Genomic DNA, 13078 nt, shown 5'->3' with positions numbered 1-13078 from the left:
CACGGACTTCGCAGTGGCCCCGGGGAGCGATCTCCGGGGCCACTGCTGTCTCAGGTCGCGTCCACCCGCGCGATCTCCCCGGTGACGTCGAAGTCCGCCGCGGGCCAGCCCAGATCGAGTGCCCGCAGGTGCTCGAGCATGAGCCGTGCGACCGCCCAATTGCGATACCACTTCCTGTCGGCCGGCACCACGAACCACGGGGCGCGCTCGGTGTTGCAGTGGGTCAGGACATCGGAATAGGCGTCCATATAGTCCGTCCACTTCATGCGCACGTCAACGTCCCCGGGGTTGTATTTCCAGTGCTTCTCGGGATCTCTCAGCCGCTCGAGGAGACGCTCCTTCTGCTCCTCGTGGGACACGTTCAGGAAACACTTGATCAGGGTGATGCCCTGGTCGGCGAGCTCGGCCTCGAAGGCATTGATCTCGTCGAAGCGCCGGGGGATTTCCTCCATCGACACGAGTTCGTCGACACGGACGACGAGGACATCCTCATAGTGCGAACGGTCGAAGATGCCGATCATGCCGGGTGCGGGGAGCGCCTTGCGGATCCGCCACAGATAGTGGTGGGCGCGCTCCTCCGCCGTCGGCACCTTGAACGCGGTCAGGTCGATGCCCTGCGGATCCACCATCCCGACGGCGTGCCGAATGACGCCGCCCTTGCCGGAGGTGTCCAGCCCCTGGAGCATCAGCAGCAACCTGGGCGAGTCAGGGTTGTCGCGACCTGCCGCGTACAGCCGCTCCTGCAGATCCGACAACTCCGGCGCCATAGCCGCCATCTGGGCCGGGGCATCGTCCTTGCCCTCCCCCGGGTACGCGGGCGCTGCGCCCGGGTCGAAGTCCTCGACCCGCACGGGGCCCGCGGGCACACGGAGGGCGTCTGCGACCGAAAACTCGGTGTCCTTTTTCTTCTTGCTCTTCGCCATCTGCTCAGTCTGCCGCAGCCGCGCAGACGACGGGCTCAACCCTCCACGCGGTTCCCGTCGGCATCCCAGTGCTCGGCAACCTTCTTGCTGGGCTGCACACGTGGGGGCTCGCCGGGCATCTTCGGGTACTCCGGCGGATAGGGCATCTCACCCTCCCCCGCCTCTGCGTCGCGGGCGAACCATGCGAGCGCCGTGTCGATCCGCCCCGGCCCCTGCTCATAGAGCGGGGCCCACACATCGCCAAACTCTGCGTACCGTTCCTGCATCGTCACCACGGTGAAGTCGTCGGGACTCGCCGACTCGAGCTCGGCCCAGGTGAGCGGGGCGGAGACGCGGGCTTGCGGGACGGGTCGGATGGAGTACGCCGCCGCGATGGTCCGGTCCCTGGCCATCTGGTTGAAATCCACGAAGATCCGCTCCCCCCGTTCCTCCTTCCACCAGTGCGTGGTCACCCGGTCCGGCAGACGCCGGGCGAGCTCGCGGCCCAACGCGATCACGGCGTGCCGGGCTTCGATGAATCCGCACCCCTGGACGGGGACGAACACGTGCACACCGCGGCCGCCGGAGGTCTTGGGCATGCCCTCGAGGCCGGCGTCGGCGAGGACCTCGCGGAACTCGAGTGCGGCCCGCGCAGCGTCCGCGAAGTCGGTGCCGGGCTGGGGATCGAGGTCGATGCGGAGTTCGTCGACCAGCTCGGTGTCGGCCATCCGCACCGGCCAAGGATGGAACCGCAGCGTGCCGAGGTTGCCCATCCAAGCGATCGTTGCCAACTCGGTCGGGCAGACCTCGTCGGCGGTGCGGCCGGACGGGAAGCGGATCGTCGCCGTCTGCACCCAGTCCGGCGCGCCCTTGGGCACGCGCTTTTGATAGAACGCATCGCCGCCGTCGCCCATCCGCGTGACCAGACGCATGCCCTCTCGGACACCACCGGGCCACCGCTCCATCGTCGTGGGTCGTTCCCGGAGCGCGGCCAACAGCCCGTCGCCGACGGCCAGGTAATAGCGGATCACATCGAGCTTGGTCAGACCCAGCTCGGGGAAATACATCTTGTCCGGGCTGGAGACGCGGACGACACGCCCCCCTGCCTCGAGTTCCACGGCCTTGGCTGCCATGGCCTCAATCTAGGGGGCGCGCCGCCGTGCGTCACTCGCCCGGCGCGTCCGCCGGCAAGTGAGGCTCGCGATAGAGCCCCGTGGCCTCGACCCTTCGTCGGGGTCAGGCGACAGCGGATTGGCCGTTCCCCCGGCCGGCCGCGACTTCAGCGGCGATGTCTGCCGTGATCGCCTGCGGTGTTGGCGCAGACTGCCGGAGTTGGGCTTCCGCACGGGTTGCCCGGGCGTGCCGGTCGGCTGCCTCGTTGAGGGGATGTCCGCGGTGCGCGCGGACCCAGTGGATCGTCAGCAAGCCGGCACGCTCGGCGCGGGCGATGCGGGTGAGTGCTCGGCGTGCGGCCGGGGACTGGCGATGGGGATGCGCCACCGCATGCTCGACGGCCCGACTGTCGGTGAGGACCGTCAGCGGCTGGTTCGGGAAGGTGCGCAGCGCGAGATCGACGGCCAGGATCTCCCCGACGGTGATGCACTCACCGGAGTCGATGAACTCGGTCGCCACCTCGCCGGCTTCGGTGATGCAGGCGATTCCGATGCCACACACGCCCCGGGCGATCGAGGCGTCGGTGGCAACCACCAACGTCGGCGGCGTGAACGTCTCCGGTTGAGTCCGGGCCGGTGGCGAGACCCCGACCGGGCACTCCAGCCGCGCGACGGCGTACTCCCGCAGCCCGACGTGCCGCTCCCCCGGCCGGTCCCGCAGGCTCAGCCCCGGGAACGCCCCGACGACTTGGGCGAGCTCGTCCCGAACGGGTCGGCAACCCAGCCAGAGGTCGAGATCGCAGTCGTGCTGTTGGGCGAGGGAGTACGCCTCGGCGAAGCGGTCCAGGACCCGAGCGTTCCTGGTGCGCTGGTCGAGACCCGCGACCGGCTCGTCCGACAGCACCGGAGGTTCGTCATCACGACTCCAGGCGAACACCAGCCGGTGGCCGCCCACACGGGGGGCGAGCCAGATCAGGACGGTCAGGACCGGGCGGGACGCAACGTCGGTCTGTTCGGGATCGGGAGCCGCTGGTTCAGCCCAGTGGACCACCTCCCCGAAATCCGCAGGGCGGCCGGCGGCTGGGAAGAGCCAACTGACAAGGGCGCTGGAGAGGCTGCTGAGGATGCTCATGCCCAGTCAACCCCGCGGCCGCACCCGCATTGCGAAAATTCCCCGGGCGAGTTTCTCTCCGAGACCGGCGCGCTCCGCGACCTCGGCGTGCCGGGCGCGGGGCGATAGCGTACGCCCGATGGAGATCAACGTCCTGGTCGAACGCATGCAAGCACTTATCGCCGATGGCGAGCGCCGGCTGCTCGGCATCGCCGGTCCGCCCGGATCCGCGAAGTCGACGATCGCCCGGGGGCTGGCCGACGCCATGGGACCGCGGGCCGCGGTGGTGCCGATGGACGGTTTCCATCTGGCCAACGAAGAGCTGGTGCGGCTCGGGCGTCGCGAGCGGAAGGGCGCGCCGGACACCTTCGATGTGCCGGGGTTCAAGGCCTTGCTCGACAGGCTGCGGGAGGACGGGCCGGAGATCATCTATGCGCCGCGGTTCGACCGCCCGACCGAGACAGCCGTCGCAGGCGCGATCCCCATCGACCCGGAAGCCCGCCTTGTCATTGTCGAGGGCAACTATCTGCTGCTCGACCGTCCCGATTGGGGCGACATCCGCTCACGCCTGGACGAGGCCTGGTTCCTCCAACTCAGCGACGAGACCCGCCGGAGCAGGCTCCTTGCTCGCCGCGCCCGTGCCGGGGACAGCGCCGACGATGCACGGGCCTGGGTTGATCAGGTGGACGAACCCAACGCTCGCATCATCGCGCCGACCGCCGCCCGTGCGGACGTGGTCATTCGGCTCGAGGGTTAGGGTGGCACACATGGCAGAAGCGCAGGAGATCAAGCCCACCGTCATCAAGACCGAGGCCGAGTGGCGTGCCCAGCTCAGTGACTTCGAGTTCAAAGTGCTGCGACAGGCCGCGACGGAGCCGCCGCACGTGGGCAAATACACCGACACCACGACCGAGGGTGTCTATCGGTGCAAGGCGTGCGATGCGGAGCTCTTTCGCAGCGAGACCAAGTTCGACTCGCACTGCGGCTGGCCGTCGTTCTTTGCGCCCTTGGCGAAGGATCAGGTGACCTATCACACTGATCATCTGCTCGGTTATCCGCGCACAGAGGTTCGTTGTGCCGCGTGTGACTCCCACCTGGGCCACGTGTTCAGTGGTGAGGGCTACAAGACCCCGACGGATCTGCGCTATTGCATCAACTCGATCGCCATGGTGCTGGAGCCCGCCGAGGAGAGCTGACCGCGGGCGGGCCCGGCACGGGCCTTCGACGTTCGGGTGCCGCGCTCATCTGAGGTCGAGGATGATCTTGCCGCGCGAGTGTCCTGTTTCGAGTTGCCGGTGGGCGTCGGCGACCCGGTCGAGCGGCAACACCTCCGCAACCTCGATCGACAGAGCGCCGGAGGCAACATCCGGTGCGAGTTCGGCGAGGCGGTCAGGCATCGGCCCGAACACCGGGATGTGAGCCTCGATGCCGCGCTCCTTGGCCGGGGTCAGATCGGCCAGCGAGGGCAGCACGACGATGCGGCCGCCCTCGACGAGATGGTCGAGGCTGGGCAGGAACGTGTCGAAATAGGCGCCGTCGATGATCAGATCCATCTTGGGGCTCGCCTGGGTGAAGTCCTGGGTCGAATAGTCGATCGGGTTGGCACCGAGGTCGACCAGCCGGTCTTGGTTGCGGGTCGACGCGGTCGCCCAGACCTGCGCGCCGGCGCGGCGGCACAACTGCACCGCCAACTGGCCGACACCACCGGTGCCGCCATGGATGAGGACATTCTCGCCTTCGGAGACCCGCCCTTGATCGATCGCGGCCGTGAGCGCCGTGCTCAACACCAGCGCGGTCCCGCCGAACACGATGGGGTCGGCATCGACCGGCACGGGGGCCAGGCAGTTGACCGGCAGTGCCGCGTATTCCGCATAGCAGCCGGCGCGGTGGGTGAGCGCCGGCATGCCGAACACGGTTTGGCCCACCTCCAGCCCGCTCACACCTGGCCCGAGCGCCTCGACCACGCCGCAGCCTTCCCGCCCGAGGATCAGGGGGAAGTCATCGGCGGTGAGCTTCTTGGCCATGCCTGAGGAGCCATCACGGATCTTGTAGTCCAGCGGGTTGGTGCCCGCAGACAGCATCCTGACCAGCACCTCCCCCGCGCTGGGCTCGGGCACGGGGACCTCGCCGATATGCAGTTCCTCCGGTCCCCCGAAGCGGTCGATCAACGCAGCTCTCATGAAGCCATCATCACAGGGCGGCCCCGTGCGCCGGCACGAGGGGGAACCGCCGGACCGGGGTCAGCCCCGCCAGGACCGCACGATCTCCGCGAGCTCACGGCGGTGACCGGTGAAGAACGGCACTTCCTCGCGGACGTGGCGCCGGGCGCCGGAGCCGCGGAGAATGCGCATGAGATCGACGATGCGCCCGAGATCGTCCGCCTCGAAGGCAAGGATCCACTCATAGTCTCCCAGCGCGAACGACTGCATGGTGTTCGCACGGACGTCGGGGTATTCCCGGCCCATCTTGCCGTGCTCGACCAGCAGCGCGCGGCGCTCCTCATCGGGCAGGAGATACCACTCGTACGACCGCACGAACGGATAGACACAGATGTTCGCCTTGGCGTTCTCGTCGGCCATGAATGCCGGCACGTGCGACTTGTTGAACTCGGCCGGGCGGTGGATCGCGAGCTGGGACCAGACCGGCTCGAGCGTACGCCCCAGCTCGCTGGCCCGGAACGCGTGATAGGCGGCCTGCAGGGTGGTGTATTCCGGTGCGTGCCACCACACCATCACGTCGGCGTCGGCGCGGAGGCCGGCAACGTCGTACCAGCCCCGGATCACCAGATCCTGTCCGTCGGTGGCCTTCTCGATCGCGGCGATCGCGTCCGCGGCGAGGGACTCCTCGACGATGTCGGTGCGGGCGAACACCGACCACATCGTGTAGCGCTGCATCTCGTTGATGTCGCGAGCCTTGGTCACGGGTGCGTCCTTTCGAGCTGATCAGCGGCGGTGGCGCGGGCCGCCCGCCGGAGTTCGGGTCCTTCGGTGTGGATCAATTCGACGATCCGGGTGAGCACCGTCGGGTCGGTCGTGGGCGGCACGCCGTGACCGAGGTTGAAGATGTGGCCGTCGGCGGCGGCCCCCGCGCGGATCACGTCGCGAACCCGCTCGGCCAGCACCGCCCAGGGCGCACCGAGCAGGGCGGGGTCCAGGTTCCCCTGCAGGGCGTACGCAGGCCCGACTCGCCGCGCCGCCTCATCGAGCGGAATGCGCCAGTCGACCCCCAGGACGTCAGCGCCGGCCTGACCCAGCAGGGGCAACAACTCGCCCGTGCCCACGCCGAAGTGGATCCGCGGCACACCGGTCTCCCCCAGCGCCGCGAGAACCCCGGCGGAGTGCGGCATGACATAACGCTGATAGTCCTGCGCGGGCAGCGAACCGGCCCACGAGTCGAAGAGCTGGATCGCCCGCGCGCCTGCGGCGACCTGAACCTGCAGGAACACTTGGGAGATCTGAGCGAGCCGCGCGCACAGGTCGTGCCACAGGTCAGGGTCGGACACCATGAGCGCCTTTGTCCGGGCGTAGTCCTTGCTGGGCCCCCCCTCGATCAGATAGCTGGCGAGGGTGAACGGAGCTCCGGCGAAACCGATGAGGGGCTTCGCCGATTCCGGTCCGCCGAGTTCGTCGACGACCAGGCCCACCGCTTCGGCGATATAGCCGATCATGTCGGGGGTGAGCTCCGGCAGCCGGTCGAGATCCGCCCGGCTCCGGATGGGTTGCGCGATCTGCGGGCCGATCCCGGGCGTGATGTCGAGATCGAGGCCGGCCGCCTTCACCGGCACCATGATGTCCGAATAGAAGATCGCGGCATCCACGTCATGGCGGCGCACCGGCTGCATGGTGATCTCACGGACGAGATCGGGCATCGTGCAGGCATCCAACATGGTGATGCCCTCCCGGACTTTCTTGTATTCCGGCAGGGATCGACCGGCCTGGCGCATGAACCAGACCGGAACCAGATCCTCTGGATTGTCTCGACGGGCAGCGGCCAGCAACGGTGCATCGGTCACCGCGCCATCCTGACACGGCGGGTCCAGGTCACAGCCCCGCGTCCGTCGCCCGGCGCGTCGACGACCCGTGTAGCTATCGCCCCGATTAGGCTTCGAGGGTGGGTCTCGGCATGGAAACCAGCGCGCTCCCTCCTTCGTTCGCGAAGACGTTGCAGGAGCTGTCCGCGCATGTCTGGCGCCCGGAACTCAGCATCGACGAGATCCCGGCGCCACAGCGCATCGCCCCGTTCGCCGCTGCCATCACCGCCGACGTCATGTCCGAGGACCTCGAGCTCGGCAACGGCCGACTCGTCCTGTTACACGATCCGGCGGGCAACGATTCCTGGGACGGCGACTTCCGCCTCGTGAGCTTTGCCCGTGCCGACGTCGAACCCGAGCTGGTCGCCGATCCTCTGCTCCCGGAGGTCGGCTGGAGTTGGCTCACGGATGCGTTGGAGCGTCAGGGCGCCGATTACACGGCCCCCAGCGGGACGGTCACATCGGTGGCCAGCCAATCGTTCGGCTCCCTGGAGAGCGAGCCGGCGCGGGCGGAAGTGGAGATTCGGGCGTCCTGGACTCCGCTGCTCCGCGACGGTGAAGGCCTCTCCGCCCACCTGAGTGCCTGGGATCATCTGTTGTGCAGCCTCGCCGGACTTCCGCCGCTGCCGGAGGGCGTCGTCATGATTCCGTCGGCGCGCCGAGCGCGAGGTCGCTGACGACCGGTGACCGGCCGGCCGAGCCGCGACCGGAATCGCCTCGAATCCCACGACGGCGATAGGGTGTGCGGGTGGGGATCGAACTGAGCGACGAGATCGCGGAGCTGCCGGTCCTCAGCGCCCCAGCAGAGCCGCTCGGCGACGTGATCGCCTCCCCGACTGCCCTGGCCGACGCGATTCAGTCGTTGCGTGCGGGTTCCGGACCCGTCGCGATCGACGCCGAGCGGGCCCAGGGCTATCGCTATTCGGCGCGCGCTTATCTGATCCAGCTGCGTCGTGCCGGTGCAGGCACCGTCCTGATCGATCCCGTGCCGTTCACCAGCGAGGCCGCCCCGGCGGACTTCGGCGCCCTCGAGCAGGCGATCGGCGGCGACGAATGGATCATCCACGCCGCCAGCCAGGACACGCCCTGCCTGGCCGAAGTGGGCCTCATCCCCAGTCGGCTGTTCGACACCGAGCTGGCAGGTCGGCTGCTGGGTCTGCCCCGGGTCGCCCTGGGGACGCTGATCGAGGTCTATTTCGGCAAGAAGCTGCTCAAGGAGCACTCGGCGGCGGACTGGTCCACGCGTCCTCTGCCGAAGGACTGGTTGACCTATGCCGCGCTCGACGTCGAGTTGCTGATCGAGTTGCGGGACATTCTCGCGGGCGAGTTGGATGCTGCCGGCAAGACGGAGTGGGCCGCCCAGGAGTTCGCCCATCTCGCTGCCAAGGCCGGGGAGCCGCCGGTCCCCCGGGTGGACCCCTGGCGGCGGACGTCCGGCATCCATGGGGTCCGCAGTCCGGTCGGCATGGCAATCGTGCGCGAGTTGTGGCTGGCCCGCGACGAGATCGCCCGGAGCCAGGATCGCGCACCCGGGCGGATCCTGCAGGACAGGGCGATCGCCGATTTGGCGGCCGTGCAGCAGCCCACCAGGACCAGCATGCGCGCGATCGCCGGATTCCAGCGACGCCCCGCCCGCCGTCTCGAGTCGGTCTGGTCGGCGGCCCTCGACCGAGCGCTCGCCCTGCCGAAGTCCGGCTTGCCGCCGCTGCACCTGCCCAACGACGGGCCGCCCAATCCGCGCTCCTGGGAGCATCGCGACCCGGCCGCGCACGCGCGCTATCTGGCACTGCGCGAGGTGGTGAACGAACTCGCCGAGGAACACTTTCTCCCCCAGGAGAATCTGCTCACGCCGGACACATGGCGCCGCTTGGCGTGGCAACCGCCGACCGACCTCGACCGCGAAGCCGTCGACGAGTTTCTCGCGGGCCATGGCGCCCGGCCCTGGCAGCGCGAGCTCACAGCGGAAGCACTTACCGAGGCACTGCGCACGGTGAACGCCCGATGACGAGGACTTTCCGGCAGGCAGAACGGACCTGAGGAGGTTGAGTGGTGCCTGTCGATTCCTGTGTCACCCGCGTGCCGGTCTTCCGGACACTCAACCCCGAGCAGCAGGCCGAGGTGGCCGGCTTTGCCCGACCGGTCCACGTGGCTGCCGGAGAGCAGGTGATGTCGGCAGGCAGCCCGATGCGTCGTCTGCTGGTGGTTCATTCGGGTGTGGTCCGCCTGGTCCACCTGCTCGACAGCGGTCGAGAGCGGCTCATCCGCATGCTCGGCGAGGGCGACGCCGTCGGTGAGACGTCCTTTGTGCTGGGCCGTCGCCCCGACCATTTCGCGTTCGCCGAGACCGACGCGCAGCTCTGCACGTTCCACCATGAGGATCTTGCCCGGCTCGTTGCGCGCTACCCGGACATCGCCGTGCGGATGCTTCAGGTGCAGGCCGAGCGGCTGGCTGCGGCGGAGCGGATGCTCGCGGCCTTCGGCAATGCGGATGTCGGGGCACGAGTGGCGGCGTACTTGCTCGAACTCCCCGCCTCCCCGACGGCAGCCGGGGATCTCCTCGAACTGCCGATGGCGAAAAAGGACATCGCCTCCTATCTGGGGACGACCCCCGAGACGTTGAGTCGCCGACTGCGCGAACTCGCCGACGCCGGCGCGATCGAGTTGGCCGGCCGTCGCGGTGTGGTGATCCACGATGCCGAGGCACTCATCAGGCGGGCCGAAGTGTGACCTCACCCACCGGGGACCTGCCGGAAAGCGCGACCGGAGAAGAGAGTCGCCCAGCCACGTCGCGCGCGCGGCTGTGGACGCTGCCATTCGCGATGTGCGCCCTCTCGGTCCTCGGGGTCGGATTCACCTTCTTCCTGCTGGTGCCAACCATGGCCGGCCATGCGGTCGCGGAATTCGGGGCATCCGAGACGATGGCCGGCATCGCCAGTTCGTCGTTTTTCTTCGGCGCCGTGCTCGCCAGGCTCCCGGCCGGGCGTGCGATCGGCCGGTTGGGTTCGCGGCGAGTGTCGCTCGGTTCGCTGATCGGACTGGTGTTGTCCTGCCTTGCCTACCTCTTGCCGGCGACCCTCGCGACCCTGCTGGTGATCCGCGTGGTGCACGGGGTGTTCTTCGGTTTCGCGGCCACCGCACTGGTCGGTGCCGCGATCGGTCTCGCCCCGCCTTCGCGACGTGGTGAGGCCTCGGGCTGGTCGATGATGGGGCAGACGCTCGCGACCGGCCTGGCTCCGTTCGTGGCACTGTCGTTGGTCAACACGGGCGCCGGCCAGCGTGCGGTGTTCCTCGTGACGGTCGGCTTTGCGGTGTTAGCCCTCGGGGCCGCGCTGGTGGCAGCCCCCCGATTGTCCGGTCGTCCGCCGGCGGATGCACCCCGCTCCCGCACCTGGGTCGCCCCGCCGGCCCTGCCGATCGGCATCGTCGTGGGCTTGTGTGCGATCGGGTTCTCGACGTTGCTGGCGTACCTCAATATGTTCGCCGCCGAACGCGGGCTGGTGCCCGCGGCTTCCTCGTACTTCCTGATCTATGCCTTGGTGATCGCCGTCTCCCGCCCCGGGGCCGGCGTGCTCCAGGACCGGCTCAACGATGACGTTGTCACGTTGCCGCTGCTGGTGCTGGTGACCGTCGGCATGGCATTGACCGCGCTTGCCGGTGGCCCGGCGGCGCTGTTGATCGGCGCCGCGGTGCTGGGGCTCGGCTATGGCACCCTGCTGTCGGTCGGCCAAGCGATCGCGGTGTCCCGGCTGTCACCCACCCAGATGGGGCTGGGGGTCTCCAGCTATTTCCTCGTGGTCGACGCCGCCACCGGTCTCGGACCGGTCCTCATGGGTCCGTTGGTCGGGCCGTTGGGCTTCCAGAACACCTTCCTGGCCGCCGGCGTGCTGCCCCTGGTCGGACTGCTGATCTATGTGCTGGTCGCGCGGCGCGTGGCAAGACCACATCTGACCTAAGGCGTCAGCCCTCCCGGGTGTCCACGGCAGGGTCATCCGCCGGGTGCGGCTGCCCGCGCAGGACGGTCTCGACCGCATAGCGGGTGAGCTCCTGCGGCACCAGACCGAGTTCTTCCATGATCTCGCTCCGGGACCCGTGGTCCAGGAACCTGTCGGGGACGCCGAACTCACGGATCGGAGTCGCAACCTCGTTCCGGGCCAGTTCTTGGGCCAGACGCGAGCCGAGTCCGCCGACCACGCCCGAATCCTCGAGCGTGATCACCAGATCATGATCGGCGGCCAGGCTCACCAGCGCGGGGTTGACCGGAAGCGCCCAGACCGGATCCACCACGGTGACCCCGATCCCTTGGGCGGTGAGCCCTTCGGCCACCTCCAGACCGAGGGTGACGAACGCGCCGTGAGCCACGAGAAGCACCTGCTGCTCCTCGGACTCCACGAGCACGTCCACGCCGTCGATGTTCCGCACCGCCTCCATGTCGGGCGGCAACTTGTCCTTGCCGAACCTGACCACACTGGGGGCGTCATCGATCTCAACGGCGGCGCGCAGCGCCTCGCGCAGGCGCGTCTCGTCCCGCGGTGCCGCCAGATGCAGACCCGGCACGACCGACAGGATCGAGCAGTCCCAGACTCCGTTGTGGCTGGCACCGTCGGAGCCGGTGATCCCGGCGCGGTCGAGCACGAATGTGACACCCTGCCGGTGGAGCGCGACGTCCATGACCACCTGGTCGAAAGCCCGGTTGAGGAACGTCGAATAGATCGCAACGACCGGGTGCAGGCCGGCAGCGGACAGCCCGGCGGCCGAGGCGACGGCATGCTGTTCGGCGATGCCCACGTCGAACGTGCGCTCAGGAAATGCCTCGGCGAATCTGTGCAGGCCCGTCGGGTGCAGCATCGCCGCTGTCAGCGTGACGACATCCTGGCGATCGTGACCGATCTTGAGGACCTCTTCGGAGAACACGTCCGTCCAGGAGCGCTTGGAGCTCACTGCGAGAGGCTCACCGGTGATCTCGTCGATCTGACCGACCGAGTGGAACCGGTCCTCCTCATGCTGCTCAGCCGCCTCGAATCCCCGACCCTTCTGAGTGAGCACGTGGACGATCACCGGCCCACCGAACCGCTTGGCCTGGAGCAGAGCGTGCTCGAGTTCCTGCTGATCGTGACCGTCGATCGGACCCACGTATTTCATGCCAAGATCGGCAAAGAGGCCCTGCGGAGCGAGAACGTCCTTGAGGCCGATCTTCAGCCCGTGGAACCAGTCATAAGCCGCTTGACCGACAAACGGAGTCTGGGTCATGGCCTTGCGGATGAAATCGAGGCTCTGCTCATATCGCCGATCAGTGCGCAGGGAGGTCAGGTGGCGAGCGATGCCGCCGACCGTCGGCGTATAGGAACGGCCATTGTCGTTGGCCACGATCACCAGCGGCAGATCCTTCTGCACCGCGATGTTGTTGACCGCTTCCCAGGTCATGCCCCCGGTGAGCGCGCCGTCACCGATCACCGCAACGACCGTGCGGTCCTCGCCCTTGAGCCGAAATCCCTTGGCGAGTCCCTCGGCCCAGGACAGTGACGAGGACGCGTGCGAACTCTCGACCCAGTCGTGATCGGATTCGGTGCGACTCGGATAGCCCGAGAGGCCACCCTTTTGCCGCAGCGCCGCAAACCCGTCCTGTCGTCCGGTGAGGATCTTGTGGACGTAGCTCTGGTGGCCCGTGTCGAAAACGATCGGGTCCTTGGGCGAGTCGAAGACCCTGTGCAGGGCGATAGTGAGCTCCACCACACCGAGATTGGGACCGAGGTGGCCGCCCGTGCGGCTGACGCTGGTGACCAGGAAGGACCTGATCTCCGAGGCAAGCTGGGTCAGCTCGTCACGGTTCAGGTTTTCGAGATCACGCGGACCCCTGATGCGATCCAACAAAGGCATGATCGCCAGTTTAGGCACGTCACCCCCAATTCGCCCTCACCGCATCTCG

Annotated in this window: 13 protein-coding genes; 6 read left to right on the top strand and 7 right to left on the bottom strand. The window is 68.2% G+C overall.

Features of this window, described 5'->3' with window-relative positions; all coding sequences use genetic code 11:
* Positions 1–50: 50 nt before the first annotated feature.
* The 3 genes from ACQ260_RS00870 to ACQ260_RS00860 form a co-directional block, all read right to left on the bottom strand.
* The gene (locus tag ACQ260_RS00870; RefSeq protein ID WP_432557506.1) at positions 51–923 is read right to left on the bottom strand and encodes a PPK2 family polyphosphate kinase; all 873 of its coding nucleotides are present in this window, start codon (positions 921–923) and stop codon (positions 51–53) included.
* Positions 924–958: 35 nt separating this feature from the next.
* Positions 959–2035, bottom strand: coding sequence for a DNA polymerase domain-containing protein (locus ACQ260_RS00865; protein WP_432557505.1), 1077 nt, complete (start codon positions 2033–2035; stop codon positions 959–961).
* Between the two features lie 103 nt (positions 2036–2138).
* Positions 2139–3146, bottom strand: coding sequence for a ribonuclease HI (locus ACQ260_RS00860; RefSeq protein WP_432557504.1), 1008 nt, complete (start codon positions 3144–3146; stop codon positions 2139–2141).
* A 118-nt stretch (positions 3147–3264) separates the two neighbouring features.
* Between ACQ260_RS00860 and ACQ260_RS00855 the strand changes: the two genes are divergently transcribed.
* Both ACQ260_RS00855 and msrB read left to right on the top strand, forming a co-directional pair.
* The gene (locus ACQ260_RS00855) at positions 3265–3882 is read left to right on the top strand and encodes a nucleoside/nucleotide kinase family protein (RefSeq protein WP_432557503.1); all 618 of its coding nucleotides are present in this window, start codon (positions 3265–3267) and stop codon (positions 3880–3882) included.
* Between the two features lie 10 nt (positions 3883–3892).
* On the top strand, positions 3893–4321 hold the full coding sequence (gene msrB / locus ACQ260_RS00850; RefSeq protein ID WP_432557502.1) for a peptide-methionine (R)-S-oxide reductase MsrB: 429 nt from the start codon (positions 3893–3895) through the stop codon (positions 4319–4321).
* A gap of 45 nt (positions 4322–4366) precedes the next feature.
* Here the strand turns inward: msrB and ACQ260_RS00845 are convergent, their stop codons facing one another.
* Genes ACQ260_RS00845 through hemE form a run of 3 tightly spaced genes read right to left on the bottom strand, consistent with a single transcriptional unit; the run spans position 4367 to position 7137 of the window.
* The gene (locus ACQ260_RS00845) at positions 4367–5305 is read right to left on the bottom strand and encodes an NADP-dependent oxidoreductase (RefSeq protein ID WP_432557501.1); all 939 of its coding nucleotides are present in this window, start codon (positions 5303–5305) and stop codon (positions 4367–4369) included.
* Between the two features lie 60 nt (positions 5306–5365).
* On the bottom strand, positions 5366–6019 hold the full coding sequence (hemQ, locus tag ACQ260_RS00840) for a hydrogen peroxide-dependent heme synthase (protein ID WP_432558343.1): 654 nt from the start codon (positions 6017–6019) through the stop codon (positions 5366–5368).
* Between the two features lie 23 nt (positions 6020–6042).
* On the bottom strand, positions 6043–7137 hold the full coding sequence (gene hemE / locus ACQ260_RS00835; RefSeq protein WP_432557500.1) for a uroporphyrinogen decarboxylase: 1095 nt from the start codon (positions 7135–7137) through the stop codon (positions 6043–6045).
* A 110-nt stretch (positions 7138–7247) separates the two neighbouring features.
* Here hemE and ACQ260_RS00830 point away from each other — a divergent pair, with 110 nt between their 5' ends.
* The 4 genes from ACQ260_RS00830 (at position 7248) to ACQ260_RS00815 (ending at position 11108) form a co-directional block, all read left to right on the top strand.
* Positions 7248–7832 carry a DUF3000 domain-containing protein gene (locus ACQ260_RS00830; RefSeq protein WP_432557499.1) on the top strand — a complete coding sequence of 195 codons (585 nt, stop codon included), beginning with the start codon at positions 7248–7250 and terminating at the stop codon, positions 7830–7832.
* 71 nt (positions 7833–7903) lie between these two features.
* Positions 7904–9160 (top strand): HRDC domain-containing protein, encoded by a 1257-nt coding sequence (locus ACQ260_RS00825; RefSeq protein WP_432557498.1) that lies wholly within the window; start codon positions 7904–7906, stop codon positions 9158–9160.
* 44 nt (positions 9161–9204) lie between these two features.
* Complete coding sequence (locus tag ACQ260_RS00820; protein WP_432557497.1) at positions 9205–9882, top strand: Crp/Fnr family transcriptional regulator; 678 nt, start codon at positions 9205–9207, stop codon at positions 9880–9882.
* Positions 9879–11108, top strand: coding sequence for an MFS transporter (locus tag ACQ260_RS00815; protein ID WP_432557496.1), 1230 nt, complete (start codon positions 9879–9881; stop codon positions 11106–11108). Before ACQ260_RS00820 ends, ACQ260_RS00815 begins: the two co-directional genes overlap by 4 nt.
* A gap of 4 nt (positions 11109–11112) precedes the next feature.
* On the opposite strand, the gene dxs is transcribed toward ACQ260_RS00815, so the two are convergent.
* Positions 11113–13029, bottom strand: coding sequence for a 1-deoxy-D-xylulose-5-phosphate synthase (dxs, locus tag ACQ260_RS00810; RefSeq protein ID WP_432557495.1), 1917 nt, complete (start codon positions 13027–13029; stop codon positions 11113–11115).
* Between the last annotated feature and the right edge of the window lie 49 nt (positions 13030–13078).

The sequence above is a fragment of the Ammonicoccus luteus genome (assembly GCF_050880385.1).
In the GTDB taxonomy this organism is placed as follows: Bacteria; Actinomycetota; Actinomycetes; order Propionibacteriales; family Propionibacteriaceae; genus Enemella.
The sequence above is the reverse complement of the archived record's forward strand: the minus strand, read 5'-3'. Positions and strand labels throughout refer to the sequence as shown.

What these genes read in the sequence shown, in the direction of transcription:
- ACQ260_RS00870 (WP_432557506.1), bottom strand. Translation starts at nt 923, where the DNA reads ATGGCGAAGAGCAAGAAGAAAAAGGACACCGAGTTTTCGGTCGCAGAC.
- ACQ260_RS00865 (WP_432557505.1), bottom strand. Translation starts at nt 2,035, where the DNA reads ATGGCAGCCAAGGCCGTGGAACTCGAGGCAGGGGGGCGTGTCGTCCGC.
- ACQ260_RS00860 (WP_432557504.1), bottom strand. Translation starts at nt 3,146, where the DNA reads ATGAGCATCCTCAGCAGCCTCTCCAGCGCCCTTGTCAGTTGGCTCTTC.
- ACQ260_RS00855 (WP_432557503.1), top strand. Translation starts at nt 3,265, where the DNA reads ATGGAGATCAACGTCCTGGTCGAACGCATGCAAGCACTTATCGCCGAT.
- msrB (WP_432557502.1), top strand. Translation starts at nt 3,893, where the DNA reads ATGGCAGAAGCGCAGGAGATCAAGCCCACCGTCATCAAGACCGAGGCC.
- ACQ260_RS00845 (WP_432557501.1), bottom strand. Translation starts at nt 5,305, where the DNA reads ATGAGAGCTGCGTTGATCGACCGCTTCGGGGGACCGGAGGAACTGCAT.
- hemQ (WP_432558343.1), bottom strand. Translation starts at nt 6,019, where the DNA reads ATGCAGCGCTACACGATGTGGTCGGTGTTCGCCCGCACCGACATCGTC.
- ACQ260_RS00830 (WP_432557499.1), top strand. Translation starts at nt 7,248, where the DNA reads ATGGAAACCAGCGCGCTCCCTCCTTCGTTCGCGAAGACGTTGCAGGAG.
- dxs (WP_432557495.1), bottom strand. Translation starts at nt 13,029, where the DNA reads ATGCCTTTGTTGGATCGCATCAGGGGTCCGCGTGATCTCGAAAACCTG.